The following is a 25,323-nucleotide window of genomic DNA, read 5'->3' on the forward strand; positions in this document are numbered from 1 at the left end:
GGCGGGGAGACTCCGGTATACCAATCGATGGAGTCGAGCTTCACAAACCTACGCGCTACCTGTCTGGAAGATTTGAGCAACGCTTGCGATAGGCCGCCGGGGTCAGGCCGTAGGCGCGCATAAACCAGCGGCCCAGGTGGCTCTGGTCGGCAAAGCCCAGCAGAGTGGCCACTTGCGCTGGCGGCTCGCCTTTAGCCAACAAGTGCCGGGCACGCGCCAGGCGCAGTTGCACCAGATAAGCATGGGGCGCCAAGCCGAAGGCGCTCTTGAACGCACGGGTCAGGCGGAAACGGTCGACGTTGCAGGCCCGCGCCAGTTCATCCATACCCACGTCGTGATGCAGATGTGCATGCAGATATTCCCGGGCCTTGTGGGCCACCTGTGGCAGACGCGGGTCTGGGTGATAACGGGTGCGCCAGTAAAGTTGGCCGGTGATGAGCTCCAACAACTGGTCCATCGCACGCTGGCGCACGATGCGCAATTCGCTGCTATGCAGCGACTGGAACGCTTGGCTGGTGGCCAACGCCAGGCGTGGGTCGCAGATCAAGGTATTGGCAAAGCTCAACTGGCTGTTGGCAGGCGCCTCTTCAAACACCGCACTCACTTCCCGCGCCAGCCATTGCGGGTCGAGGTAGAGCATGTGATAGGTGAAGCCATCTACCGTTGGTGCGTCGCCGTCATGCAACTCGTCGGGCTCCAGCAGGAACACCTGGCCGGGTACGCTGTTATGGCGGGTGCGGCGGCAATTGAACTGCTGCACGCCTTGTTCGGTGACGCCGATCAGGTAGCTATCGTGCCAATGGGGGTCGTAGGCGTGGCCTTCAAAATGCGCGCGCAACGTCTCGATGCCGGTGTCGGCGTCCTGGGAAAGGTCGATCCAATTGTGCGCGGTCATAAACCACCGAGATGGAAAAGTTAAGTGTATTCATGCTCGGCGGTTGTGTGAGCGTCTAGAAGGTTTGTGCAGCCCTAGCCGAACAGGCCGGCGGCGATGTTGATCGAAAAGCCCAGGATGGCGGTATTGAATAGAAATCCGATCAACGATTGCCCCAACACCACTTTACGCAGGCCACGGGTGGCGACGCCCACATCCGAGGTTTGTACGGCCACGCCAATGGTGAAGGAGAAATACAGGAAGTCCCAATAATTGGGCGTGAGCAAGCCTTCGGCAAAACGCAAGGCCGGTTCCTTGCCTGGCCAAGTGTAATAAAGCCTGGCGTAGTGCACGCTGAAAATCACCCCGATCAGCAGCCATGAGCCGATCACCGTCAGCCCGGTAAAGCCGTAGTGCAGCAGGCGCTCGGAGGTGGCCAGGTCTTTGCTGCCGACCAGTTCGAAGGTAATGGTCGCCAGGCTGGCGATGGCGGCGATGCACACCATGAACAGCACCAAGCCGGCGTTCTCGTCTTCGATTTCGGCGATGCGTTTGACGTCTTCGGCCTTGGCGCGAATGGTCAGCCACAGCATCAGTATCAGGTAGGTCCAGACTCCGGCGTTCCAGCCGATCAGGATTTTGCTGGCGAGGGTGTCGGCCGGTACCAGAATGCCCACGGCAAGGCCCAGTACGGCTGCGGACGAGAGGCGAGGGTGGGTGCGGGCGAGGAAGGGCATGGCGGCTCACAGATAAGTATGTGTGAGCACCATAGCTCATTCGGGTGTACCTGATCATGAATGCAATCAATAACCCTGTGGCAGCGGCGTTGATCAGTTTGGTTTATGGCGCTTGCGCACCAGCTTCATCACCACCACGAAGAACACCGGCACAAACACCACCGCCAATGTCGCCGTGATCATCCCGCCAATCACACCGGTACCAATCGCCTGCTGGCTGGCCGAACTGGCCCCGGTGGCAATTGCCAGCGGCACCACGCCGAGGATAAACGCCAGGGACGTCATGATGATCGGCCGCAATCGCAACCGCGCCGCCTTCAAGGTGGCGTCGATCAAGTCCTCGCCCTGGTCATATAGGTCCTTGGCAAACTCGATGATCAGGATCGCGTTCTTCGCCGACAGGCCGATGATGGTGATCAAGCCGACCTTGAAGAACACGTCGTTGGGCATCCCGCGAAGCGACACGGCCAACACCGCGCCCAGTACCCCCAGTGGCACCACCAGCAATACCGAGGTCGGGATCGACCAGCTCTCGTACAGCGCCGCCAGGCACAGGAACACGATCAGCAATGACAGGCCCAACAGCAGCGGTGCCTGGGAGCCGGACAAGCGCTCCTGCAAGGACAACCCGGTCCATTCCTGGCCCAGGCCGGCGGGCAACTGGCTGACCAGGCGCTGGATTTCTTCCATGGCCTCGCCGGTGCTGTGCCCCGGCGCCGCTTCACCGCTGATGGCGATGGCCGGGTAGCCGTTGTAGCGGGTCAACTGCGTCGGGCCCTGGGTCCACTTGGCTTCGACAAACGCCGACAGCGGCACCATCTTGCCGGCGTTGTTGCGCACGTTGATCTTCATCAGGTCGGCCACCTGGCTGCGCTGGTCGCCTTCGGCCTGCACCACCACGCGCTGCATACGGCCCTGGTTGGGAAAGTCATTGACGTAAGCCGAGCCGATCGCGGAAGACAGCACATTGCCCACATCGGCGAACGACACGCCCAAGGCATTGGCTTGCTTGCGGTCGACTTCCAGCTGCACTTGCGGGGCTTCGGCCAGGGCGCTTTCGCGCACGTTGGCCAGGATCGGGCTTTTCGCCGCCGCGTCCAGCAACTCGGTACGTGCAGCCATCAACCCGGCGTGGCCAACGCCGCCACGGTCCTGCAGGCGGAACTCGAAACCACTGGAGGTGCCGAGGCCGTCCACCGGCGGAGGCAGGATCGCGTAGGCAATCGCATCCTTGAGGTCGCCAAAGGCCATGTTGGCGCGGTCGGCAATCGACGCCGCCGAGTCATCACTGCCGCGTTCCGACCAGTCTTTGAGCGTGGTAAACGCCAGCGCCGCGTTCTGCCCGGAACCGGAGAAACTGAAGCCCATGATCATGGTGGTATCACCCACCCCAGGCTCCCCGGCATTGTGTGCCTCGATCTGCTCGGCCACCTGCACCGTGCGGTTCTTGCTGGCGCCGGGTGGCAACTGGATATCGGTGATGGTGTAACCCTGGTCCTCCACCGGCAGGAACGAGGAGGGCAGGCGGCTGAACAACAGCCCCATGCCGACCAGCAATACCAGGTAGATCAGCAGGTAGCGGCCGCTGCGCTTGAGGGCATAGGCCACCCAGCCTTCATAGCGATTGGTGAGTTGGTCAAAGCGCTTGTTGAACCAGCCGAAGAAACCACCCTTGGCATGGTGCTCGCCCTTGGCAATCGGCTTGAGCAAGGTGGCGCACAGGGCCGGCGTCAAGGTCAGGGCCAGGAACGCCGAGAACAGGATCGAGGTGGCCATCGACAGCGAGAACTGCTGGTAGATCACGCCCACCGAGCCCGGCATGAATGCCATCGGCAAGAACACCGCCACCAGCACCAGGGTAATACCGATGATGGCGCCGGTGATCTGGCCCATGGCTTTCTTGGTCGCGTCCTTGGGCGACAGGCCCTCGGTGGCCATGATGCGCTCGACGTTTTCCACCACCACGATGGCATCGTCCACCAGGATGCCGATGGCCAGCACCATGCCGAACATGGTCAGCACGTTGATCGAGAAGCCCAGTAGCAACATGGTGGCAAAGGTGCCCATCAGCGCAATCGGCACCACCAGCGTGGGGATCAGGGTGTAGCGCACGTTCTGCAGGAACAGGAACATCACCGCAAACACCAGCGCCATGGCCTCAAGCAAGGTGTAGACCACCTTGGTGATCGAGACCTTGACGAATGGCGAGGTGTCGTACGGAATCTTGTATTCCACATTGGCCGGGAAGTAGCGCGACAGTTCATCCATCTTCGCCCGCACCAAGGTTGCGGTACTCAGCGCGTTGGCGCCCGGCGACAGCTGCACGCTGACGGCGGTGGAGGGCTTGCCGTTCAGACGCGTGGAGAACTGGTATTCCTGGCTGCCGACTTCCACGCGCGCCACATCGCCGATGCGCACGGTGGAGCCGTCGGGGTTGGCCTTGAGCACGATGTCGGCGAACTCCGCCGGGGTCGACAATTGCCCCTTGACCAGGATCGCCGCGGTGATTTCCTGGGTGTTGGTGCCCGGCAAGTCACCAATGCTGCCTGCCGAGACCTGGGCGTTCTGCGCACTGATTGCAGCGTTGACGTCCGCTGGCGTGAGGTTGAAACCGATCAGCTTCTGCGGGTCGATCCAGATACGCATCGCCCGCTCGGCGCCATACAACTGGGCCTTGCCGACGCCGTCCAGGCGCTTGAGTTCGTTCATCACGTTGCGCGCCAGGTAGTCGCTGAGCGCAACGTCGTCGAGTTTGCCGTCGTTGGAGGTCAGGGTCACCAGCAGCAGGAAGCCGGCGGAGACTTTTTCCACCTGTAAGCCTTGCTGGGTAACCGCTTGCGGCAGGCGCGGCTCGACCACCTTGAGGCGGTTCTGCACATCCACCTGGGCCATTTCCGGGTCGGTGCCCGGCTGGAAGGTCGCGGTGATCGTCGCCGAACCCAGGCTGCTCTGGGATTCGAAATACAGCAGGTGATCAGCGCCGTTGAGCTCCTGCTCGATCAGGCTGACCACGCTTTCGTCCAGGGTCTGGGCCGAGGCACCCGGGTACACCGCGTAGATTTCCACCTTCGGTGGCGCGACGTTGGGGTACTGGGCCACCGGCAACTGCGGGATGGCCAGGAAACCGGCCAGCAGGATAAACAGGGCCACCACCCAGGCGAAAATCGGGCGGTCAATAAAGAACTGCGGCATGACGGGTTATTCCTTTACGAGCGGGCTGTCGTCCACTTCAACTTTTTCGCCGGGGCGTGCATGTTGCAGGCCCTCGACGATAATGCGATCGCCTGGCTTGAGGCCGCTGCTGACGATCCAGCGATCTTCGATCACCGCGCCCAATTCCACCGGCTGCTGGCTGACGGTCTGCTCGGCGTCCAGCAGCAGCACCATCGGGATGCCGGCGCTGTCACGGGTGATGGCGCGTTGCGGCACGCTGATGCCTTGCTTGTCGACCGCCTGCTCCAGGCGTACCCGTACAAAGCTGCCGGGCAACAGGTCGAGGTCCGGGTTGGGGAACTCGCTGCGCAAAATGATCTGCCCGGTGCCTGGGTCGACGCTGATCTCGGCGAACAGCAGTTTGCCCGGCAACGGGTACAGGCTGCCGTCGTCCTGGATCAGGGTGGCCTTGGCCTGGTCCTGGCCGACCTGTTTCAGGCTGCCGGCACGAAAGGCGCGGCGCAGGTCATTGAGCTCACGGGTGGACTGGGTGAGGTCGGCGTGGATCGGGTCCAGTTGCTGGATGATCGCCAGCGGCGTGGCTTCGTTCTGGCCGACCAGCGCGCCTTCGGTCACCAGGGCACGGCCGATGCGCCCGGAAATCGGCGCGGTCACGGTGGCATAGCCCAGGTTCAGCCTGGCGCGCTCGACGGCAGCCTTTTGCGCAGCAACCTCTGCGTTGGTCTGGCGCAGGGCGGCGCGGGCGTTGTCGTATTCCTGGCCGCTGATGGCGTTGCCTTCAACCAACTGGCTGTAGCGCTGCTCTTGCAGGCGGGCCTGGAACGCATTGGCTTCGGCCTTGCTCAGGTTGGCCTGGGCGCTGTCCAGGTCGGCCTTGAAGGGCGCCGGGTCGATGCGCAACAGCACGTCGCCCTGTTTCACATCGTGACCTTCCTTGAACACACGCTGCATGACCACACCGGCCACTCGGGCACGCACTTCGGCAATGCGCGGCGCGGCGATACGCCCGCTCAGTTCGCTGGTAATGGACAGGGGCTTGGCCTGCAGGGTTTCGATGCGCACTTTGGCCAGGGGCATTTCCGGCGCCTCGTCTGCAGACTGACCACACGCGCTCAGCGCCAGTGTGAGGGCCAACAGGCAAAACGGCGCAAATAGATTCTTCGACATGCTCTTATCCCAATATTGACTGGCGCATCCTAGAGTCACCTGCGCCGTGGTGCTGTGAAGCTGTGTAGGTCGTGTGTGAAGAAGTGTAAGGTACGGCCCATAGTCGGCTGGGGGCGTATATCCTTGCACAATCCTGCAATTATTGAAGATTCAATGTAGGAGGGGCCTGCCCCCTCCCTCATGGGATTTGTGTACGACTTATCAGTGTATTTTCTGGAAACACCCTATGCCCAACATCCTTCTGGTCGAAGACGACGCCGCACTTTCCGAGCTGATTGCCAGCTACCTGGAACGCAATGGCTATCACGTCAGTGTGCTTAGCCGTGGCGACCACGTCCGCGAACGTGCACGTCTGAACCCGCCGGACCTGGTGATCCTCGACCTGATGTTGCCGGGCCTTGACGGCCTGCAAGTCTGCCGCCTGCTGCGCGCCGACTCGGCGGGCCTGCCGATCCTGATGCTGACCGCCCGCGACGACAGCCACGACCAGGTGCTGGGCCTGGAAATGGGTGCCGACGATTATGTGACCAAACCCTGCGAGCCGCGCGTGCTGCTGGCCCGGGTGCGCACGCTGTTGCGCCGTAGCAGCCTCTCCGAGCCTCAGGTGGCCAACGACCGGATCATCATGGGCAACCTGTGCATCGACCTGTCGGAACGCACCGTCACCTGGCGCGAGCAGGCGGTGGAGCTGTCCAGCGGTGAATACAACCTGCTGGTGGTACTGGCGCGCCACGCCGGTGAAGTGCTCAGCCGCGACCAGATCCTGCAACGCCTGCGGGGCATCGAGTTCAACGGTACCGATCGCTCGGTGGACGTGGCCATTTCCAAGTTGCGGCGCAAGTTCGACGACCACGCCGGCGAGGCGCGCAAGATCAAGACCGTGTGGGGCAAGGGCTATCTGTTCAGCCGCTCCGAGTGGGAATGCTGAACCATGTTCCGTGTGCTGCTACGCCTCTACCTGATCACTATCGTCACCTACAGCGCAGCCATCTTTCTGATTCCCAAGCTGGTGATCCAACTGTTCGAACACCGCTACATGGACTACAACATCGAACAGTCCCGCGGCCTGCAAAAGCTGATGGTCAAGCAATACCAGCGCGCACCCGTGGAACACTGGTCCCAGGTGACCGACCAGTTGAGCCGCGATTTTGCGCCATTGAAGGTTGAACTGTTGCTGCGCCAGGACGCTCGCTATACGCCGCAGGAAGAACAACTGCTGGAGCAAGGCAAGTCGGTGATCCGTCTGGGCGAGTGGGGCTGGATGGAAGAAATCAGCTCGCCGATCAACCAGCAGTTCGCGGTCAAGCTGACCATTCCGCCGGACCCGCTGGACATGAACCTGCTGTACTGGTCGATGAACGTGCTGATCGGCGCGGCGCTGCTGGCGTGCCTGCTGGTGTGGCTGCGTCCTCACTGGCGAGACCTGGAGCGCCTCAAAAGCACCGCCGCGCTGTTGGGCAAGGGCCACCTCGGGGAGCGTACGCGCCTTCCGCCCAGCTCCAGCATCGGCAGCCTGGCGACGGTGTTCGACACCATGGCCGACGATATCGAGCACCTGCTGAACCAGCAGCGCGACTTGCTCAATGCGGTCTCCCACGAACTGCGCACACCGCTCACCCGCCTGGATTTCGGCCTGGCGCTGGCGCTTTCCGAAGACTTGCCCCAGGCCAGTCGCGAGCGCCTGCAAAGCCTGGTGGCGCATATTCGCGAGCTGGATGAGCTGGTGCTGGAGTTGCTGTCCTACAGCCGCCTGCAAAATCCCGCGCAATTGCCCGAACGGGTCGAGGTTGCGCTCGATGAGTTTATCGACAGCGTGCTGGGCAGCGTCGACGACGAGCTGGAAAACCCCGAGATTGTCATCGACGTGGCGCTCGACTGCACCGTGGAGCGCTTCAGCCTCGACCCGCGCCTTACCGCCCGCGCCTTGCAGAACCTGCTGCGCAACGCGACGCGCTATTGCGACAAACGCATTCAGGTGGGGGTCAAGGTGTGTCCCAACGGCTGCGAAATCTGGGTGGACGACGACGGCATCGGCATACCGATGGACCAGCGCGAACGCATCTTCGAGCCGTTCTACCGCCTGGATCGCAGCCGCGACCGCGCCACCGGCGGTTTTGGCCTGGGCCTGGCAATCAGCCGACGTGCCCTGGAGGCCCAGGGCGGCACGTTGACGGCCCTGGCATCGCCCCTTGGTGGTGCGCGGTTCCGGGTGTGGTTGCCCAGCCAGGCCGATTAGAAAAACCGCGGGGAAGGGCGCACACTGTGCGCCCCGCTTTACCCGAGGAGAGATTGGCAATGTCTGGTGTCCACACGTCTGCTCAACAGGGTTTCTCTACCCAGGCTGTCACTTACGCTCAGGGGCGCCCTGATTACCCCCGGCAACTCACCGGCTGGCTGGCCGACGCGCTGGGCATCGATGCTCAATCGACGGTGGTTGACCTCGGTGCCGGTACTGGCAAGTTCACCCGTTTGCTCTGCAGCCTGGCGCCGACGGTGATTGCGGTCGAACCGGTGGCGGCCATGGGCGCGCAGTTGTCCAAGCTGTTGCCGGATGTACGTTTGCTCGACGGCACCGCCGAATCCATCCCCCTGGCGTCCGCCAGTGTCGACGCACTCGTGTGTGCCCAGGCGTTTCACTGGTTCTCGACCCGCGCTGCACTGGCAGAGATCCACCGCGTGCTCAAGCCAAAAGGGTGCCTGGGACTGGTGTGGAACGTGCGCGATGAATCGGTGGACTGGGTGGCGGCGATCACCGAAATCATCACGCCTTACGAGGGCGACACCCCACGTTTTCATACCGGGCACTGGCGCGTACCCTTTACCGGTGAGTATTTTCGCGCGCCGCAAAAAACCTGTTTTGCCTACCACCATGTGGGCAGCCCACAGGAAGTGATCATGGATCGTTTTCTCTCGGTGAGCTTTATCGCCGCGTTGCCAGCCGCGCAAAAGGCCACGGTCACCGCGCAACTGCGCACGCTGATAGACACCCATCCCGCCCTGCGAGGCCGTGACACCGTGGCCTTCCCGTATCAGACCCAGGCTTATCAATGTGAACGGCTAAGCTAAAAGGTATAAAGTCAGATCATATTGATATAAGTGGTTATAAGAAAAATCGCTATCCTGCGCCCAGAAATTTATAAGGCCGCAGGTAGCTGTAATGGATGTGGGTAATTTTGGTTTCGTGGTTGCCGGCCTGATCGTGGGTTTTATCGTGGGTATGACCGGTGTCGGTGGTGGCTCGCTGATGACGCCGATTCTGTTGTGGTTCGGTATCAACCCGGCCACCGCGGTGGGCACTGACTTGCTGTATGCCGCCATCACCAAGTCCGGTGGTGTGCTGGTGCACAGCAAGAACCGCAATATCGACTGGACCATCACTGGCTGGCTGACCTTGGGCAGTGTGCCGGCGGTGCTTTTGACGCTGTGGTTCCTTGCCAGCCTGCACACCGACCCCAGCGCGATGAATGCGGTGATCAAGCAGGCGCTGGGCTTTGTGCTGTTGCTGACCGCATTGGCGATCCTGTTCAAGAAAAGCCTGTTGGCCTTTGCTCAGCGACATGCCGGTGATGACTACCACATGCGCCCGCGCAACCTGAACGCCCTGACCGTGGTGACCGGCGCGGTCCTCGGCACCATGGTGGCCCTGACGTCCATTGGCGCCGGGGCCCTCGGCACGGTGGCGCTGTTTATCCTGTATCCGTTCCTGGCCACGCGCCGTCTGGTGGGCACCGAAATTGCCCATGCCGTGCCCCTGACCCTGGTGGCGGGCCTGGGCCACGCGAGCATGGGCAATATGGACTGGCATCTGCTGGGCTTCTTGCTGATGGGTTCGTTGCCGGGGATCTACTTCGGCAGCCATATGACCGGCAAGATCTCAGACAGCGTGTTACGTCCGTGCCTGGCGGTCATGTTGATGGCGGTGGGGTACAAGCTGGCGTTCTGAGCCGCATGTGCTCCAAATGTGGAAGGGGGCTTGCTCCCGATGGCTGCCTCAGGGGCGACCAGGATGTTGGATTAGACCGAGTACATATCCGTTATTTAGGTAACGGCCGCTATTGGTTCCGCTTTTACAGCGGGTCACTTTGGAAAAGAGCCCCAAAGTAACCAAAGGGCTCTTGCCCCACCACTCGGCACCTCGCCTAGGCTCGGTGTGCCCGTAATCCGCCATGGATTTGGGGGGCCGCCGCCACGCGCCATCCATGGCGCGGGGCGGCTAAACCGGCATCCCTGCCGGTTTACCCCCCAAATCCCTGTCGAATTCCGGCCAGCGTGGTTTGACGGGGCGCCTGAGATCAAAAGCAGATCAAGAGCAAGAGCGGCTCGCTTCGCATCGTGGTTACCGTAGGGGGGCTGCGAACTGAAGTTGTGTAGATACCTATGCCCCGATGAGGGAGTGTCAGTAAATACATTCAGGACTGACCCACCGCTATCGGGAGCAAGCCCCCTCCCACAGTTTGACCCAGATCAACTTCAGGCCTTCGCCGGGCCGTTGCCGATTTGCCACACAAACGGTGGCTCTGTCCCGTTGATCACCCAGTCGCCCACGATCCGCGCCTTGTAGATCACCGGATTGTGCGAAGACACCGTCCGTGCGTTGCGCCAATGCCGGTCCAGCGCCTTGCCTTGGCGCACATCCGAGGCCCCTAAGGCGTTGAACAACTGGCTGGTGGCACGCTGGATCAAATCCGAAACCACCACTTGCGCCGTCGCCGACTCAATCTCAGCCGCCACATTGGCTTCGCGTTCGGCCACTTCATTGCCGCCAAAGCGCGCCAGATAAGCCTGTTGCGCCGGCACTGCGGCCTTCAACGCGCTGGCCTGGGCGGCGTATACCAACGCGGCGACTTCGCCCACCACCTGTTGCACCTGCGCATCCTGGCTGACGTGCGTTGCATTGCCATGGCTGTAGATGCGCTGGCGGTTGCGCACCTGGTGGGCCACGTCGCTGAGCGCAGCGCGACCGATACCGGCCAGTGTCGCCAGCAACACCAGTTGGTAGAACGCAGTCTGGTATTTGAAGCGGGTGGCAAAGTCGATCAGGTTTTCAGTTTCCACCACCGCGTCGGTAAACCGCGAGCTGCCGCTGCCGGTGGTGCGCTGGCCAAAGCCGTCCCAGTCATCGCTCTGCACCACGCCTGGCTGATGGGTGCGGGTGGCGGCGATCACGGCGGCGCCGGTGTCGCTGCGTTGAGCGTAAACATCGATCCAGTCCGAGAACAGGCTGCCGGTGCTGTAGAACTTTTCGCCGTTGAGTTTCCAGCGGTCGCCGTCAGGGCTGACCTGGGTCACCACCTCACCGATGGCCACCGTGCCGATTTCGGTCCAGGCGCAGCCGACGATATCGCCATCGACAAAACGCTTGAACCACAGATCACGGCTTGCGCCGGGTGGCGCATTCAGGCGGTCTTCGGCAAATGCGAAGTGCCCGCGCAGGGCCTGGGGCACGTTGGAATCAGCCGCCGCCAGTTCAATCAGCAGTTCAAACAACTGCGGCAGTGACGCGCCATCGCCGCCGTATTCCACTGGCACCCGCACCGCGCCAAAGCCAGCGTCCTTGAGCCATTGAATCGGTTCATGGGGCAGTGTGCGGCTGTGCTCGCGCTCAACCGCACCCTCGGCGATGCGCTGGAAGATCGGCCGAAAACGTGCGGCCAGCGCAGGGTGATCGGCGCCGGTAGACAGTGGGTTGATGACGTGCTGTTCAGTCATGGGTAGGGCTCCTGGCAGTGATCGAATGTGCTGGAGATTGCACAGTCCGTGCCGGGACTTTGCTCCCCTGTTTGCGGTGCGAGAGGGTGATTGGGTGTTGCTCCTGCAACAGCAGATCGACAAACCGCTGCGATCGGTGACATTGCCAGCAGGCTGATCAGATATCCGATTTTTTAACGCAGCGCCCATGGCGCGGGCATTTGCGGGTGACTGGCACGCTTGCTGCGTAAGCCACATGACATCCTTTTGTGCGAGGTACCGTCCGATGAGTCAGCAAGCCGTGAAATTTGCCTATTGGGTGCCCAACGTCAGCGGTGGGCTGGTGGTCAGCAAGATAGAACAGCGCACTCACTGGGGCATCGACTACAACCGCAAGCTTGCGCAGTTGGCCGAGGCGGCCGGCTTCGAATATGGCCTGACGCAAATTCGCTTCACCGCCGGTTACGGCGCCGACAACCAGCATGAGTCCGTCGCGTTCAGCCATGCGTTGCTGGCGGCGACCACCACGCTCAAGGTGATCGCGGCGATCCTGCCCGGCCCTTGGCAGCCGGCGTTGGCAGCCAAACAACTGGCGACCATCGACCAGCTCACCAACGGGCGCATCGCGGTGAATATCGTCAGTGGCTGGTTCAAGGGCGAATTCCAGGCGATCGGCGAACCCTGGCTGGAACACGACGAACGTTATCGCCGCTCCGAGGAATTTATCCGCGCCCTCAAAGGCATCTGGACCCAGGACGATTTCACTTTCAAGGGCGACTTCTACCGCTTCAACAATTACAGCTTGAAACCCAAACCGCTCGGCCAGCCGGAAGTGTTCCAGGGCGGCAGCTCACGGGCGGCGCGGGACATGGCGGCACGCGTGTCGGACTGGTACTTCACCAACGGCAACACGCCCGAAGGCATCAAGGCCCAGGTTGACGACATTCGCACCAAGGCTGGCGCCAATCACCATTCGGTGAAAGTGGGTGTAAACGCCTTCGTGATCGCCCGCGACACCGAAGAAGAAGCCCGCGCCGTACTCGCCGAAATCATCGAAAAAGCCGACCCCGAAGCGGTGCATGCGTTTGGCGATGCGGCCAAACAGGCGGGCCAGGCCTCACCGGAAGGCGAGGGCAACTGGGCCAAGTCCAGCTTTGAAGACCTGGTGCAATACAACGACGGCTTCAAGACCAACCTGATCGGCACGCCGCAGCAGATCGCCGAGCGCATCGTTGCGCTCAAGGCCGTGGGCGTGGACCTGATACTGGCCGGCTTCCTCCATTTTCAGGAGGAAGTCGAATACTTCGGCCAACGTGTCTTGCCGCTGGTGCGCGAGCTGGAAGCCAAGGCCGGGGTCAAGCAGGTGGCTTAAACAGCACCCGCCGGCCTGCAATACCTGGGATCGATCCAGGGCGCCGCCGAGTATCTGTTCGACATCGCTGTACGTTCTGGGGCGTGCGACCTAGTGCTGGAGGATGCGCTTTTCCAGCCGAATAGCGGCGGTGTGATCCTCGTAATAGTCATTTATCAGCGCAAAGCGGCGGTAGCCATTGCGCTCGTACAGCGCCAGGGCACCGGGGTTGTCGATGCGCACCTCCAGGCGCAGGTAGGCGCAATCATGTTCCAGGGCGCAGGCCTCGATGCGCGTCAGCAATTGCTTGCCCAGGCCCATACCGCGCGCATGTTCGGCGATGGCGATGGAGTACAGGCGGGCCAGTGAAGTGCCGCGATGGAACAACACCAGTGCATAACCGAGCAATTGCGCGTCGTTTTCCGCTACCAGTAACTGGCCATGGGCACGGGTGATCATCCACTGGAAACTGCGCGGTGAGAGCCGGTCGGTGGTGAAACAGTGGTGTTCCAGTGCGACCAATTGAGGCCCATCAGCGGGGGTTGCAACGCGAAAGGAAAGAGCCATATAACCGCCGTAAAAGTTACGTAACGAAACGGGACTTATCTAAAAGATCGTGCTTAATAGAAAAGGTCGAGTTCTCTAAAGCGGATCAAATATTATGTCAGCGGTACAAGGTCATTGGCGTGAAGTATCCGAGCAAAACGTCGCGGCGACAATAACTTCCAGCGGTTATTTATCGGTCGCCACCAAAGCGTCCAAGCAAGTGGTGATCATTGTCGAACGCAAGGAAGATTGGGCCTCCTACTTTCCCAGCGAAGACATCGTGACGGCCCAGGAATACCTTGAGCAAACCCGTGAAAGCGAGACGGGTAAACGTGTGCAGGTCATCAACCTGTGCCGCAGTTACAAGTACCTGGGCCATGGTTACTACTGCTCATTGCTGGCCGAAGCGCGCGGGCACAAGGTGATTCCGTCGGTGCGCACCATCAGTGAACTGACTAAAAAGTCGCTGTATGGCTTGTCACTGGACGACCTGGATAAAACCCTCGATAAAGCCCTGAGTCATCACCTTTACAGCAATACCGAAGGCTTTATCCTGACACTTTATTTTGGTCGAACCAATATAGAACCGCTGCAAGAGCTGGCCCGCCAGTTATTTGAAACCTTTCCGTGCCCGATCTTGTTAGTTGAGTTTCGCAAACACAATGGCTGGCATATCGACGGGGTTAAGTCCGGCGTGTTGCACAAGTTGCGCGATGACCAGGAGGATCAGTTCGCCCACGCCCTCGACAACTTCAGCCGCAAGGTCTGGCGCCAGCCGCGCTCACGCCGTTTGGCGCGGTATGACCTGGCGATTCTGCACGACCCTCAGGAGCAACTGCCACCGTCCAATGCCCGCGCCCTGGAAAACTTTGTGCGGGTCGGCAAGAGCCTGGGCATCGATGTGGAGTTGATCGAGCGCAAGGATTATTCACGTCTGGCCGAGTACGACGCCTTACTGATCCGCGAGACCACCAGTGTCGACAACCATACCTACCGCTTCGCCAAAAAAGCCGAAAGCGAAGGCCTGGTGGTGATGGACGACCCGGCGTCGATCCTGCGGTGCACCAACAAGGTTTACCTCACCGACCTGCTCAACAGCCATCAACTGGGCATGCCTGCCACCGAGATTCTCTACAAGGAGCGACCGGAAGACTTCGAAAGGGTCGGCGAGCGCCTGGGCTTCCCGCTGGTGTTGAAGATCCCCGACGGTTGCTTCTCGCGCGGCGTGATGAAGGTGCAAAGCCAGGAAGCCCTGCTCAAGGCCACCGCCGAGTTGTTTGAACATTCGGTGCTGTTGCTGGCCCAGGAGTTTTTCTACACCGAGTACGACTGGCGCATCGGTGTGCTCAACCGCAAGCCGATCTTCGCGTGCCAGTACTTCATGTCCAAGGGCCATTGGCAGATTTATAATCACAAGGCTATCGGCCTGGATATCAACGGCGAATGCCGCACCCTGGCGGTCCATGAAGCGCCCAAGGCGGTGGTGGAACTGGCGGTAAAGACCGCCAACCTGATCGGCGACGGCCTCTACGGTGTTGACCTCAAGCAGTCCGGCGACAAGGTGGTGGTGATCGAGGTCAACGACAACCCGAACATGGACGCCGGTATTGAAGATGCCTATCTGCAAGACGACCTGTATGCGCTGGTGCTGGAGGAGTTCGTGCGACGCCTGGAGCTGAAACGCCAGGGTCAGGGCTGGTGACGATGGGGGCGGGGTTGATGGTGTTCGGGCTCAAGCGCATCGCTGGCGGCGCCAGTCATGCGTGAACACTGATTTCCCCTGTGGGAGCTGGCTTGCCTGCGATGCCGGCGTCTCGGTGTGTCAGTGACACACGGTCGATGCCATCGCAGGCAAGCCAGCTCCCACAGGTTATGCGTCGGTGTGCGGTTGCAGTGTCAGCACCTCAAACCCGTCTGCCGTCACCGCCACGGTATGTTCCCACTGCGCCGACAGGCTGTTGTCCTTGGTCACCACTGTCCAGCCGTCCTTGAGGTCGCGCACCTTGGCGCTGCCCTGATTGAGCATTGGCTCGATGGTAAACACCATGCCTTCGCGCAGTTCCAGCCCGGTGCCGGGGCGGCCGAAGTGCAGCACTTGGGGGTCCTCGTGCATCTGCCGGCCGATGCCGTGGCCGCAATACTCACGTACTACGCTGTAGCCGTTGGCCTGTGCATGGCTCTGGATCGCATGGCCGATATCGCCCAGTCGTGCGCCGGGGCGAACCTGGCGAATGCCGGCCCACATGGCTTCAAAGGTCTGTTCCACTAGACGCCTGGCCTTGGGCGCCACGTTACCGATCATGTACATCTTGCTGGAGTCAGCGATAAACCCGCCTTTCTCCAGAGTGATATCGATGTTGATGATGTCGCCGTCTTTCAACACCTCCTTGGCGCTGGGCATGCCATGGCACACCACTTCGTTGATCGAGGTGTTGATGCAAAAGGGGTAGTCGTATTGCCCAAGACTCGCCGGGCGGGCTTTGAGCTCGTTGCGGATGAAGGCCTCGACGGCGCTGTCCAGCTCCAGGGTCGAGCGCCCGGCGGCGACAAAACCGTCGAGCATGCTGAATACCTGGGCCAGCAGGCGCCCGGATTCGCGCATCACCGCCAGTTGTGCGGGGGTCTTGATCATCAGCCGCGCCCTCGGATGAGGTCGGGTTTGTCCAGCAGCAGCTTGTTGATCAGTTCGTTGTAGGGCAGGTGTGGGTTGAGTTCGGCCAGCAGGCCGATCTTGATCCAGAACTCGGCCTGGGCATTGATTGAGCGGTCCATGGCGGCGCTGGCCAGGCGTAGCTGTTCGTGCAGTTGGTCGGTGATCTTGACGATGCCCATGGCGTTCACTGTGTTGGAGGGATATACAAAGCGTATACGTTTTGTATGTTCATCGTAAAGTCCAGCCGGCTAAATGGCGACAGGCCATTGACTTGTCCAACCACCGCCGGTTAATTTCGTTGCATGACATTTCAAGCCTTGCGCCGCCAGCCGAGCATTATTATTACCGCCATTCCTCATTTGGCGGGATAGCACACGGCTGCACCCAAACCCGCCCTAGAGGCGGGTTTTGTTTTTCCGACTCCTGGGCAGCACACCAACACCAGGAGACGCCCATGAGTTCCCACAGCGCCGTGCAACCTGCCGCCGATACAGGATTGCTTGAGCACTACGTGAAAAAGATCCTCGCCGCCCCGGTTTACGACGTGGCGGTGCGCACGCCCTTGCAGCCGGCGCCTGCGCTATCCGCGTTACTGGGCAACCAGGTACTGCTCAAACGCGAAGACCTGCAACCGACCTTTTCCTTCAAGATTCGTGGCGCCTACAACAAGCTGGTGCAACTGAGCGATGAGCAGAAAGCCTGTGGCGTGGTGACCGCCTCTGCGGGTAATCATGCGCAGGGCGTGGCGTTGGCTGCGCGGGAACTGGGCATCAAGGCGCGTATCGTCATGCCTTGCAGCACGCCGGAATTGAAGGTGCTGGGCGTGCGTTCCCGGGGCGCCGAGGCAGTGCTGCATGGCGAGAGCTTTGCGTTTGCCCTGGCCCACGCGTTGCAGCTGACCGAAGTGGCGGGTTGCACCTTTGTTTCGCCGTTCGATGATCCCGATGTGATCGCTGGCCAAGGCACAGTGGCCATGGAAATACTGCGTCAACAGCAAGGCCCGCTGCACGCGATCTTCGTACCGGTGGGCGGCGGTGGCTTGATCGCCGGAATCGCGGCGTACGTCAAATACCTGCGTCCCGAAGTACGCATCATCGGTGTGGAACCTGAAGGTTCCAGTTGCCTGCTGGCTGCATTGCGCGCTGGTGAGCGGGTAGTGCTGCCCAGCGTCGACGGGTTTGCCGATGGCACCGCGGTCGCACAGATCGGCGCCTACGGTTTCGAGATCTGCCGGGACTGGGTGGATGAAGTCGTCACCGTGAGCAACGACGAATTGTGCGGTGCCATCAAGCTGATCTACGACGATACCCGCTCCATCACCGAACCGTCTGGCGCACTGGCCGTAGCGGGCATTCGCAAGTACGTGGCTGAGCGGGGTGTGCGCGGCCAGACCCTGGTGGCGGTAAATTCGGGGGCGAATATCAACTTTGATAGTTTGCGTTATGTTGCAGAAAGAGTCGTGGCACTCGGTCCGGTCTGATTTGAAACGGTGGGTTAAACGTTTAATCGAGGCGGTTTGGCGATGATTTATACAGAACTTATAGTTCAAAGTTTAATTATATAAAACCGCTGTTGGCTTATGAGGAATGGTTACAACGCAGCTTGATTTAGCCGAGTAGGCTTGGTGGTTGAGGGCACTTTCCAAGGCCGGCAAGTGCCTGCATGACCCATAAAAAATCTGTTGGCAGTCTTGAAAATGGAGAAGTTGACCATGCTTTCGGAATTAGAGTTGCGCAGCATTATTGAAGGAAGTTTCCTGCCCAAACGGTGTGAATGCACCAAGGCCGAAGATGCTTCGCTGACGATCAAAGTCTATGACGAGCGCAACCGTGATCGAGTGGATTTGGAAGTCAAAGGCATCAATGCCGATAAGCTCGACAGCAGCCGAGCCATTTGCAACCTGATCACGGGGTTGCGTGAAGATCTCAAGTACAGCCATGCCCCGGCTCCGCAACGAGCAGGCGGGCGCGGTTATCACTAGCCACTGTAGGAGCGAGCAAGCTCGCTCCTACAACAACGGGTTCGCTCAATTGCGCGAAATGTGCGCGTCCGTCAGTTGGTGACGGTACGGCAGGTCGGGGCCGGTTTTGGTACAGGTCAACGCGGCAGCCCGAATCGCAAAGCCGAGCATGTTATCAATCTGCGCGCGCGTGAGCTGTTGCAGGCCAGTCACTGAATCAAGCTGATGCTCGGTCAGCCAGGCAATCAATGCCGCCTGAAAAGTATCCCCGGCGCCGACCGTGTCGGCCATCTCCACCTTGACTGCCGGTGCCGACCAGTTGCCGTGCTCACGGCTGAACACGCTGGCACCGTCGCCGCCGCGGGTGAGGAACACCAGTTGGCAGCGGTGTTGCAGCCAGCCTTGCAGCACACTTTCGGGTGACTGGTCGGGGTAGAGCAGGTGCAGGTCCTCATCGCTGACCTTGATCAGGTCGGCATGTGTGACCAGTTCGGCGACGCGATCACGCCATAGTTGGATGTCCGGCTGCGGGTTAAGGCGCACGTTAGGGTCCAGGCTGATCAGGCGCTTGCCGCTTTCGCGCTTGACCAGCGCCAGAAGGGTGTCGCCAATCGGTTGCACCACCAGTGAGAACGAGCCGATATGCAGCCCGCGCACCTCATCGCCCAGTACCGGCAAATGCGCGACTTCCAGCAACCGATCCGCACAGCCTTCGCCACGGAAGTTGTACTGCGGTGAGCCATTGGCGCCCACAGCGACCATCGACAACGTGGTCGGCGCGGCGAATTCCACCAGGAACTGCTCGCTGACCCCTTCATTTTTCAGCACCTGCAACAAGCGCCGGCCGAGGAAGTCGCTGGACAGGCCGCCGAACAACCCGGCTTCAATCCCCAGACGGCGCAGGCCCACCGCCACATTGAAGGGCGAGCCCCCGGCAATCGCCTTGTAATTGACTTTGGCGGCCTGCCCGCTGGCATCCTCCTCGCTGAAAAAATCAAACAGCGCCTCACCACACACCAAATACATAGTCGTTCGCTCTTAAAGGGATGCCACGTGCTGTTGATAACGCTCATACGCCTGTTGATAGGCGCTGACACTCTCGGTTGCCGGCAAGGTACGGCTGGCCGGGTCGACGCTCACACATTTGTCGCACAGGCTGGCCAAGGGTTCGCCGCTCTGGCACCAGGCGGCCTGGATTGCCGCGCCAAGGGCGGCGGCTTCGCTCTGTTCGGTGCACACCACTTCGGTGTGCATGATATCGGCGACCATCTGCCGCCACACCGGGCTTTTCGAACCGCCGCCGATCAGGCGGATGCTCTGGCTTTGCAGGCCGGTCTGGCGCAGCAGGTCGAGGCCATAGCGCAGGCCGAAGGTGGTGCCCTCGACCACGGCGCGGCACAGGTTGGCACGGGTCAGGTTGGTCATGGTCAGACCGTGCAGGCTGCCGGTGGCGTGGGGCAGGGCAGGCACGCGTTCGCCATTGAGAAACGGCAGCATGCTCACCCCCTCGGCGCCAATCGGGGCTTGCTCGACCAGGGCGTTGAACGCTTGCAAGTCGAGTTCGAACAGCTCGCGGATCACCCCGGTGGCGTTGGTCAGGTTCATGGTGCAGATCAGTGGCAGCCAGCCGCCACTGGACGAGCAAAAGGTCGCTACCGACGCCTGCGGGCTGACGTTGGGCTGGTCGGCAAACGCATACACGGTGCCCGATGAGCCCAGGCTCATGGTGATCACGCCGGGAGCGATATTGCCGGTGCCGATGGCGCCCATCATATTGTCGCCGCCGCCGCTGGACACCACGGCGTTGGGGTTGATCCCCAGGCGCTCGGCAATGGCCGGCAGGATCGTGCCCACCGCCTGGTCGGCTTCGATCAACTGCGGCAACGCTGCCTCCAGGCGGCCGCTGGGGTCGATGTGCCTGAGCAGCGCCACATCCCAGGTGCGGCTGCGCACGTCAAAGTAACCGGTGCCCGAGGCGTCGCCGTACTCGGCGCAGGCGCGACCGGTGAGCCAGTAGTTGAGGTAGTCGTGGGGCAGCAGGATATGGGCGATGCGTGCAAATACGTCCGGGTGCTGTTCGCGGGTCCAGAGCAGTTTGGAGACGGTGTAGCCCGGCGCGATGGCTACGCCCAGGCGCTCCAGGGAGCCGCTTTCGCCGCCAAGGTGTGCCAGCAGGCGCTCGTTCTCTGGCGCGGTTTCGGTGTCGCACCATAACTTGGCCGGGCGCAGCACTTCACCTTGTTCGTCCAGCAACACCAGGCCGTGCTGCTGGCCGGACACGCCGATGCCAAGGATGTCCTGGCCGTCCACCCCGGCTTGTTGCAGGGCGCGGTGGGTGGCTTCGGTGAAGGCGTCCAGCCATTCCTGGGTGTGTTGCTCGCGGCGGCCGTTGGTGCCGCTGATCAAGGTATGCGCGGCGGCGCCCAGGCCCAGCACCTTGCCGCTGGAGGCGTCGAGGACGATGGCCTTGGTGCCTTGGGTGCCGCAGTCGATTCCGAGGAACAGGTTGTGCTGGGTCATGATGGAGTGCTCAGCAGTATTATTTTTGGATTGGTAACCCGGTCAAGTGTGGGAGGGGGCTTGCTCCCGATGAGGGAGTGTCAGTCAAATACCTTTCTCTGACCTACCGCTATCGGGAGCAAGCCCCCTCCCACAGTTTTAATCCGGTTTCTTCAGGAGTTGCCTCAGGGTTTCGGTGACGCCTTTGTCACGCAAGCTTGCATAACACCGCTCGAACGCTGCCACAAACTCCGCCGACTTGGGAATAGCCACGCCAAAAATCTCCTCTACCCCCAGCAAGCGCTGGCTGATCAGCGCGTCATCCGTCACCAGCGCCTGGCAGAACTCGGCCCGTGGATCGGGGATCTTGTAACGCACGCCATTTTCATCCACCCCCTTCAAATACAAGGCCCAGGCCGCCACCACCAGCGCAGCGCGCTCAGTCTCGCGCCCATCGGCAATCAGGCGATTGATGGTCGGCACGGTGAACTTGGGAAACTTCGACGAACCATCGGAACACACCCGCTCCAACTGGTCGGCAATCGCCTGGTTGGAAAAACGCTCCACCAGCGTCTGCTTGTACGCCGTCAGGTCGATGCCCGGCACCGGCGCCAGGTTCGGCGTGACGTCCAGGTCCATGTACGCACGCATATACGCCACGAACAGCGGGTCGTTCATGGTCTCGTGGACAAACCGATAACCCTTGAGAAACCCCAGGTAGGTGAGCGCCAGATGGCTGCCGTTGAGCAGGCCGATCTTCATCTCTTCGTAAGGCGTGACGTCATCGGTGAACTGCACGCCGACCTTTTCCCAGGCCGGACGACCGTTGACGAACTTGTCTTCCAGCACCCACTGCACAAACGGTTCGCACACCACCGGCCAGGCATCGTCGACGCCATGTTCATCATGCAGTTGCAGGCGGTGGGCGGTGCTGGTCATTGGCGTGATGCGGTCGACCATGGCGTTCGGGAAGCTCACGTTGGTGTTGATCCAGTCATGCAGCTCGGCGTTGTGCAGCGCGGCGAAGGCCAGCAGTGCCTTGCGTGTGACGGCGCCGTTGTGCGGCAGGTTATCGCAGGACATGACGGTAAATGCCGCAGTCCCGGCGGCGCGGCGTTGGGTGAGCGCTGCGCAGATAAAGCCGAACACGGTTTTGGGTGTCTTGGGGTGCGCCAGGTCATGCTGGATCTGCGGCAGGTGGGCCATGAATTCGCCGTTGCTGTCATCGATGCAGTAGCCGCCCTCGGTAATGGTCAACGAGACGATGCGGATAGCCGGGTCAGCCAGTTTGTCGATCAACGCCTGAGCGCTGTCTTCGGCCAGCAGCATATCGCTGAGGGCGCCGATGACGCGCACTTCGGTGTCGTCGGTATCGCCCAGTTCGTACAGAGTAAACAGGTAATCCTGGCCGGCCAGATCGTCGCGGGCCTTGCGGTCCTCGGCACGCAGGCCCACGCCACAAATGCCCCAGTCCAGGCCTTCGCCGGTATTCATCAGGGCGTCGGTGTAATACGCCTGGTGCGCACGGTGGAAGCCGCCGACGCCGATATGGGCGATGCCCTGGCGGGTGTCGGCAATCGCGTAGGCCGGGGTTTTCACTTCCGGCGCCAGCTGCGTGAGGTTGGCTCTATTCAGTTTCATCGGGAAATACTCGGGATCAGGCGGCAGCGCGCAGTGGGCGGGCCACCGCTACGCCGTCGGTGTCGAACAGATGGCAGTGCGCCGGGTCCAGGTGCAGGTGCAACGTCTCGCCGTACTGGCTGGCCATGTCGCCGCGAATACGCATGGTCAGCGGTTCGCCATTGGCGGTGATGACGTGGCAGAAGGTGTCGCTGCCCAGGCGCTCGCCAACGTCAGCGGTGACGGTCAGGGTGGTTTGCCCTGGCGCGGCGATTTCCAGATGCTCGGGACGAATGCCCAGGGTCACCGCGCTGCCGACGCTCAAGGTCGTGCCGCTCAACGGCAGGCTGATCAGGGTGCCGGCGTCCAATTGCACGTCGCAGTCCTGGCCTTCGACACGTGTGATCTTACCCTTGAGAAAGCCCATCTTCGGCGTGCCGAGAAAGCCGGCCACAAACAGGTTGGCCGGCTGGTGATACAGCTCCAACGGTGAGCCGACCTGCTCGATACGGCCACTGTTGAGCACCACGACTTTGTCGGCCAGGGTCATGGCTTCAACCTGGTCGTGGGTCACGTAGATCATGGTGGCTTGCAGTTCTTTATGCAGGCGCGCCAGTTCCAGGCGCATCTGCACGCGCAGCGCCGCGTCGAGGTTGGACAGCGGCTCGTCAAACAGGAAGATCTTCGGGTTGCGCACAATCGCCCGGCCAATCGCCACGCGCTGGCGCTGGCCGCCGGACAGTTGCTTGGGCTTGCGCTCCAGCAGCGGGCCCAGTTCCAGGATGCGCGCCGCTTCGCTGACCTTGCTCTCGACCAGCTTCTTGTCGACACCGGCCAGGTCCAGGGCAAACGACATGTTCTTGCGCACGCTCATGTGCGGGTACAGCGCGTAGGTCTGGAACACCATCGCCAGGTCGCGCTTGGCCGGGGTCACTTCGGTGATGTCGCGGCCGTCCAGTTCGATGGTGCCTTCTGTGACTTCCTCCAGGCCGGCGATCAGGCGCAGCAGGGTGGATTTGCCGCAGCCCGAGGGGCCGACGAACACCACGAATTCCTTGTCGTTCACTTCAAGGTCAATGCCCTTGATGATCGAGAAACCTTCGAAGCCTTTTTGCAGATTCTTGATTTTCAGGTTGGCCATGATGGGCCTCCTTGTCGAATTATTATTTGACGGCGCCGAAGGACAAACCGCGCACCAACTGCTTCTGGCTGATCCAGCCAAAGATCAGGATCGGCGCGCAGGCCAGGGTCGAGACGGCGGACAACTTGGCCCAGAACAAACCTTCGGGGCTTGAGTAGGAGGCGATCAGTGCGGTCAACGGCGCAGCGCTCGACGAGGTCAGGTTCAGCGACCAGAACGCCTCGTTCCAGCACAGGATCAACGACAGCAACACCGTGGAGGCCAGGCCACCCTTGGCGATCGGCAGCAGCACGCGGACCATTTCCTGCCACAGGGTGGCGCCGTCCAGGCGGGCGGCTTCGAGGATGTCCTTGGGGATGTCCTTGAAGTAGGTGTACACCATCCACACCACGATCGGCAGGTTGATCAGGGTGTAGATGATGATCAGCGCAATGCGCGTATCCAACAGGCCAAAGCTCTTGGCCAGCAGGTAGATCGGCATCAGCACGCCCACCGGTGGCAGCATCTTGGTCGACAGCATCCACAGCAGCGTGCCTTTGGTGCGCTGGGTTTCGTAAAACGCCATGGAGTAGGCAGCCGGCACCGAGATCAGCAGGCACAGGGCGGTGGCGCTGAAGGAAATCACCACCGAGTTCCAGGCGTAGGCGAAGTAGTTGCTGCGTTCGTTGATGTGCAGGTAGTTCTCCAGCGTCGGCGTGAAGATGAACTGCGGCGGGGTGGCGAACGCATCGATTTCAGTCTTGAAGCTGGTCAGCACCATCCAGAAGATCGGGAAGAAAATCAGGATCGCGATGGCCCAGGCCAACGTGCCGAGCAGCAGGCTTTGCAGGCGGCGGGATTGTTGAAGTGTCATGGCGCGGCCCTCAAGGCTTGTCAGTCAGGTTTTTGCCGATCATCCGCACCAGGATGATCGCCGCGATATTGGCGATGACCACGGCAATCAGGCCACCGGCCGAGGCCATGCCCACGTCGAACTGCACCAGCGCCTGGTTGTAGATCAGGTAGGCGAGGTTGGTCGAGGCGTAGCCCGGGCCACCGTTGGTGGTGGTGAAGATTTCGGCGAACACCGAGAGCAGGAAGATGGTTTCGATCATCACCACCACGGCAATCGGGCGGGCCAGATGGGGCAGGGTCAGGTGCCAGAAAATCGCAATGGCGCCGGCACCGTCCAGGCGTGCAGCTTCTTTTTGCTCCTGGTCCAGGGACTGCATGGCGGTCATCAGCAGCAGGATCGCGAAGGGCAGCCACTGCCACGACACAATGATGATGATCGACAGCAGCGGGTAGTGCGCCAGCCAGTCCACCGGCTCGGCGCCGAAGAACTTCCACACGGCGGCGAGAATCCCCGACACCGGGTGGAAAATCAGGTTCTTCCAGATCAGCGCGCCGACGGTGGGCATGATGAAGAACGGCGAAATCAGCAGCACCCGGACGATGCCGCGCCCCAGGAACTCACTGGCTTCCAGCAGCGCACTGATCAACACGCCGAACACCACGCTGATCAGCAACACACTGCCCACCAGCAACAGGGTATTGGTGGCGCCGGGCAGGAAACCCGAATCGGTAATGAAGTAGCTGAAGTTTTCCAGCCCCACGAATTGGTTTTCGCCGGGGTAGAGCAGGTTGTAGCGGATCAGCGAAAAGTACAGGGTCATGCCCAGCGGCACGATCATCCACAGCAGCAACAAGGCCACCGAGGGGCTGACAAGGAACCAGCCGGGGTTGGCCAGGCGGTTTTTGGCGGGTGTATTCATGGTGATCAGAACCAGTCAGATGCCTACAGAATCTGCGTCGGAGCGCGGTCACTGTGGGAGCTGGCTTGCCTGCGATGGCACCGCCTCGGTGCTACTGATATACCGAGTCGTTTGCATCGCAGGCAAGCCAGCTCCCACAAAAGCCCTGCTCCCACACTT

21 protein-coding genes and 1 pseudogene are annotated in these 25,323 nt (G+C 61.2%); 8 read left to right on the forward strand and 14 right to left on the reverse strand.

Going from position 1 to position 25,323, the window contains the following annotated elements:
• Nucleotides 1-55: 55 nt before the first annotated feature.
• The 4 genes from QMK52_RS20115 to QMK52_RS20130 all read right to left on the reverse strand — a co-directional run bounded on the left by QMK52_RS20115 (nt 56) and on the right by QMK52_RS20130 (nt 5,952).
• The gene (locus QMK52_RS20115) at nt 56-895 is read right to left on the reverse strand and encodes an AraC family transcriptional regulator (protein ID WP_194438417.1); all 840 of its coding nucleotides are present in this window, start codon (nt 893-895) and stop codon (nt 56-58) included.
• 74 nt (nt 896-969) lie between these two features.
• Nucleotides 970-1,611, reverse strand: a complete 642-nt coding sequence (locus QMK52_RS20120) for a DUF1345 domain-containing protein (RefSeq protein ID WP_005788617.1) — start codon at nt 1,609-1,611, stop codon at nt 970-972.
• A gap of 93 nt (nt 1,612-1,704) precedes the next feature.
• Entirely contained in the window at nt 1,705-4,803 is a 3,099-nt protein-coding gene (locus QMK52_RS20125) for an efflux RND transporter permease subunit (protein WP_005788615.1), read from the reverse strand.
• A 6-nt stretch (nt 4,804-4,809) separates the two neighbouring features.
• On the reverse strand, nt 4,810-5,952 hold the full coding sequence (locus QMK52_RS20130; protein WP_005788613.1) for an efflux RND transporter periplasmic adaptor subunit: 1,143 nt from the start codon (nt 5,950-5,952) through the stop codon (nt 4,810-4,812).
• 226 nt (nt 5,953-6,178) lie between these two features.
• Between QMK52_RS20130 and QMK52_RS20135 the strand changes: the two genes are divergently transcribed.
• The 4 genes from QMK52_RS20135 (at nt 6,179) to QMK52_RS20150 (ending at nt 9,895) form a co-directional block, all read left to right on the forward strand.
• Nucleotides 6,179-6,880 (forward strand): response regulator transcription factor, encoded by a 702-nt coding sequence (locus QMK52_RS20135; RefSeq protein WP_005788610.1) that lies wholly within the window; start codon nt 6,179-6,181, stop codon nt 6,878-6,880.
• Between the two features lie 3 nt (nt 6,881-6,883).
• Nucleotides 6,884-8,188, forward strand: coding sequence for an ATP-binding protein (locus tag QMK52_RS20140; protein WP_005788609.1), 1,305 nt, complete (start codon nt 6,884-6,886; stop codon nt 8,186-8,188).
• Nucleotides 8,189-8,247: 59 nt separating this feature from the next.
• Complete coding sequence (locus tag QMK52_RS20145) at nt 8,248-9,018, forward strand: class I SAM-dependent methyltransferase (RefSeq protein ID WP_005788608.1); 771 nt, start codon at nt 8,248-8,250, stop codon at nt 9,016-9,018.
• A gap of 91 nt (nt 9,019-9,109) precedes the next feature.
• On the forward strand, nt 9,110-9,895 hold the full coding sequence (locus QMK52_RS20150) for a sulfite exporter TauE/SafE family protein (RefSeq protein WP_122733091.1): 786 nt from the start codon (nt 9,110-9,112) through the stop codon (nt 9,893-9,895).
• 527 nt (nt 9,896-10,422) lie between these two features.
• Here QMK52_RS20150 and QMK52_RS20155 read toward each other — a convergent pair.
• Entirely contained in the window at nt 10,423-11,661 is a 1,239-nt protein-coding gene (locus QMK52_RS20155; RefSeq protein WP_320403298.1) for an acyl-CoA dehydrogenase family protein, read from the reverse strand.
• A gap of 265 nt (nt 11,662-11,926) precedes the next feature.
• On the opposite strand from QMK52_RS20155, the gene sfnG reads away from it, so the two are divergent.
• Nucleotides 11,927-13,012, forward strand: coding sequence for a dimethylsulfone monooxygenase SfnG (sfnG, locus tag QMK52_RS20160; protein ID WP_320403299.1), 1,086 nt, complete (start codon nt 11,927-11,929; stop codon nt 13,010-13,012).
• Between the two features lie 93 nt (nt 13,013-13,105).
• Here sfnG and QMK52_RS20165 read toward each other — a convergent pair.
• Nucleotides 13,106-13,558: pseudogene (locus tag QMK52_RS20165) on the reverse strand (GNAT family N-acetyltransferase); the annotation flags it as partial.
• A 94-nt stretch (nt 13,559-13,652) separates the two neighbouring features.
• Here QMK52_RS20165 and QMK52_RS20170 point away from each other — a divergent pair.
• Nucleotides 13,653-15,239, forward strand: coding sequence for a RimK family alpha-L-glutamate ligase (locus QMK52_RS20170; protein WP_005788599.1), 1,587 nt, complete (start codon nt 13,653-13,655; stop codon nt 15,237-15,239).
• A gap of 168 nt (nt 15,240-15,407) precedes the next feature.
• On the opposite strand, the gene map is transcribed toward QMK52_RS20170, so the two are convergent.
• The gene (gene map, locus QMK52_RS20175) at nt 15,408-16,169 is read right to left on the reverse strand and encodes a type I methionyl aminopeptidase (protein ID WP_194438411.1); all 762 of its coding nucleotides are present in this window, start codon (nt 16,167-16,169) and stop codon (nt 15,408-15,410) included.
• Complete coding sequence (locus QMK52_RS20180; RefSeq protein ID WP_017135045.1) at nt 16,169-16,369, reverse strand: ParD-like family protein; 201 nt, start codon at nt 16,367-16,369, stop codon at nt 16,169-16,171. The genes map and QMK52_RS20180 overlap by 1 nt, the downstream gene beginning before the upstream one ends.
• 275 nt (nt 16,370-16,644) lie before the next feature.
• On the opposite strand from QMK52_RS20180, the gene ilvA reads away from it, so the two are divergent.
• Together ilvA and QMK52_RS20190 are read left to right on the forward strand one after the other, a co-directional pair.
• On the forward strand, nt 16,645-17,670 hold the full coding sequence (gene ilvA, locus QMK52_RS20185) for a threonine ammonia-lyase, biosynthetic (RefSeq protein WP_320403300.1): 1,026 nt from the start codon (nt 16,645-16,647) through the stop codon (nt 17,668-17,670).
• Nucleotides 17,671-17,901: 231 nt separating this feature from the next.
• Nucleotides 17,902-18,171 (forward strand): DUF1652 domain-containing protein, encoded by a 270-nt coding sequence (locus QMK52_RS20190; protein WP_005788590.1) that lies wholly within the window; start codon nt 17,902-17,904, stop codon nt 18,169-18,171.
• Between the two features lie 45 nt (nt 18,172-18,216).
• Here QMK52_RS20190 and QMK52_RS20195 read toward each other — a convergent pair whose 3' ends face one another.
• The 6 genes from QMK52_RS20195 to QMK52_RS20220 form a co-directional block, all read right to left on the reverse strand.
• A complete protein-coding gene (locus QMK52_RS20195; RefSeq protein WP_320403301.1) occupies nt 18,217-19,176 on the reverse strand; it encodes a carbohydrate kinase in 960 nt (319 codons plus the stop codon).
• A gap of 12 nt (nt 19,177-19,188) precedes the next feature.
• The gene (gene xylB, locus QMK52_RS20200) at nt 19,189-20,670 is read right to left on the reverse strand and encodes a xylulokinase (RefSeq protein ID WP_320403302.1); all 1,482 of its coding nucleotides are present in this window, start codon (nt 20,668-20,670) and stop codon (nt 19,189-19,191) included.
• A gap of 138 nt (nt 20,671-20,808) precedes the next feature.
• Entirely contained in the window at nt 20,809-22,290 is a 1,482-nt protein-coding gene (locus QMK52_RS20205) for a mannitol dehydrogenase family protein (RefSeq protein WP_194438403.1), read from the reverse strand.
• A 16-nt stretch (nt 22,291-22,306) separates the two neighbouring features.
• The gene (locus QMK52_RS20210; protein ID WP_005788584.1) at nt 22,307-23,410 is read right to left on the reverse strand and encodes an ABC transporter ATP-binding protein; all 1,104 of its coding nucleotides are present in this window, start codon (nt 23,408-23,410) and stop codon (nt 22,307-22,309) included.
• Between the two features lie 22 nt (nt 23,411-23,432).
• Nucleotides 23,433-24,263, reverse strand: a complete 831-nt coding sequence (locus tag QMK52_RS20215; RefSeq protein WP_005788583.1) for a carbohydrate ABC transporter permease — start codon at nt 24,261-24,263, stop codon at nt 23,433-23,435.
• 10 nt (nt 24,264-24,273) lie between these two features.
• Complete coding sequence (locus tag QMK52_RS20220) at nt 24,274-25,164, reverse strand: carbohydrate ABC transporter permease (RefSeq protein ID WP_005788581.1); 891 nt, start codon at nt 25,162-25,164, stop codon at nt 24,274-24,276.
• Nucleotides 25,165-25,323: the final 159 nt, after the last annotated feature.

Origin of the sequence: Pseudomonas sp. P9_2, from assembly GCF_034008255.1 — a bacterium.
In the GTDB taxonomy this organism is placed as follows: domain Bacteria; phylum Pseudomonadota; class Gammaproteobacteria; order Pseudomonadales; family Pseudomonadaceae; genus Aquipseudomonas; species Aquipseudomonas synxantha_A.

What these genes read in the sequence shown, in the direction of transcription:
- QMK52_RS20145 (WP_005788608.1), top strand. Translation starts at nt 8,248, where the DNA reads ATGTCTGGTGTCCACACGTCTGCTCAACAGGGTTTCTCTACCCAGGCT.
- QMK52_RS20190 (WP_005788590.1), top strand. Translation starts at nt 17,902, where the DNA reads ATGCTTTCGGAATTAGAGTTGCGCAGCATTATTGAAGGAAGTTTCCTG.
- QMK52_RS20135 (WP_005788610.1), top strand. Translation starts at nt 6,179, where the DNA reads ATGCCCAACATCCTTCTGGTCGAAGACGACGCCGCACTTTCCGAGCTG.
- QMK52_RS20120 (WP_005788617.1), bottom strand. Translation starts at nt 1,611, where the DNA reads ATGCCCTTCCTCGCCCGCACCCACCCTCGCCTCTCGTCCGCAGCCGTA.
- QMK52_RS20220 (WP_005788581.1), bottom strand. Translation starts at nt 25,164, where the DNA reads ATGAATACACCCGCCAAAAACCGCCTGGCCAACCCCGGCTGGTTCCTT.
- ilvA (WP_320403300.1), top strand. Translation starts at nt 16,645, where the DNA reads ATGAGTTCCCACAGCGCCGTGCAACCTGCCGCCGATACAGGATTGCTT.
- QMK52_RS20115 (WP_194438417.1), bottom strand. Translation starts at nt 895, where the DNA reads ATGACCGCGCACAATTGGATCGACCTTTCCCAGGACGCCGACACCGGC.
- QMK52_RS20155 (WP_320403298.1), bottom strand. Translation starts at nt 11,661, where the DNA reads ATGACTGAACAGCACGTCATCAACCCACTGTCTACCGGCGCCGATCAC.
- QMK52_RS20150 (WP_122733091.1), top strand. Translation starts at nt 9,110, where the DNA reads ATGGATGTGGGTAATTTTGGTTTCGTGGTTGCCGGCCTGATCGTGGGT.
- QMK52_RS20180 (WP_017135045.1), bottom strand. Translation starts at nt 16,369, where the DNA reads ATGGGCATCGTCAAGATCACCGACCAACTGCACGAACAGCTACGCCTG.
- QMK52_RS20130 (WP_005788613.1), bottom strand. Translation starts at nt 5,952, where the DNA reads ATGTCGAAGAATCTATTTGCGCCGTTTTGCCTGTTGGCCCTCACACTG.
- QMK52_RS20215 (WP_005788583.1), bottom strand. Translation starts at nt 24,263, where the DNA reads ATGACACTTCAACAATCCCGCCGCCTGCAAAGCCTGCTGCTCGGCACG.
- map (WP_194438411.1), bottom strand. Translation starts at nt 16,169, where the DNA reads ATGATCAAGACCCCCGCACAACTGGCGGTGATGCGCGAATCCGGGCGC.
- QMK52_RS20140 (WP_005788609.1), top strand. Translation starts at nt 6,884, where the DNA reads ATGTTCCGTGTGCTGCTACGCCTCTACCTGATCACTATCGTCACCTAC.
- QMK52_RS20210 (WP_005788584.1), bottom strand. Translation starts at nt 23,410, where the DNA reads ATGGCCAACCTGAAAATCAAGAATCTGCAAAAAGGCTTCGAAGGTTTC.
- xylB (WP_320403302.1), bottom strand. Translation starts at nt 20,670, where the DNA reads ATGACCCAGCACAACCTGTTCCTCGGAATCGACTGCGGCACCCAAGGC.
- QMK52_RS20195 (WP_320403301.1), bottom strand. Translation starts at nt 19,176, where the DNA reads ATGTATTTGGTGTGTGGTGAGGCGCTGTTTGATTTTTTCAGCGAGGAG.
- QMK52_RS20170 (WP_005788599.1), top strand. Translation starts at nt 13,653, where the DNA reads ATGTCAGCGGTACAAGGTCATTGGCGTGAAGTATCCGAGCAAAACGTC.
- sfnG (WP_320403299.1), top strand. Translation starts at nt 11,927, where the DNA reads ATGAGTCAGCAAGCCGTGAAATTTGCCTATTGGGTGCCCAACGTCAGC.
- QMK52_RS20125 (WP_005788615.1), bottom strand. Translation starts at nt 4,803, where the DNA reads ATGCCGCAGTTCTTTATTGACCGCCCGATTTTCGCCTGGGTGGTGGCC.
- QMK52_RS20205 (WP_194438403.1), bottom strand. Translation starts at nt 22,290, where the DNA reads ATGAAACTGAATAGAGCCAACCTCACGCAGCTGGCGCCGGAAGTGAAA.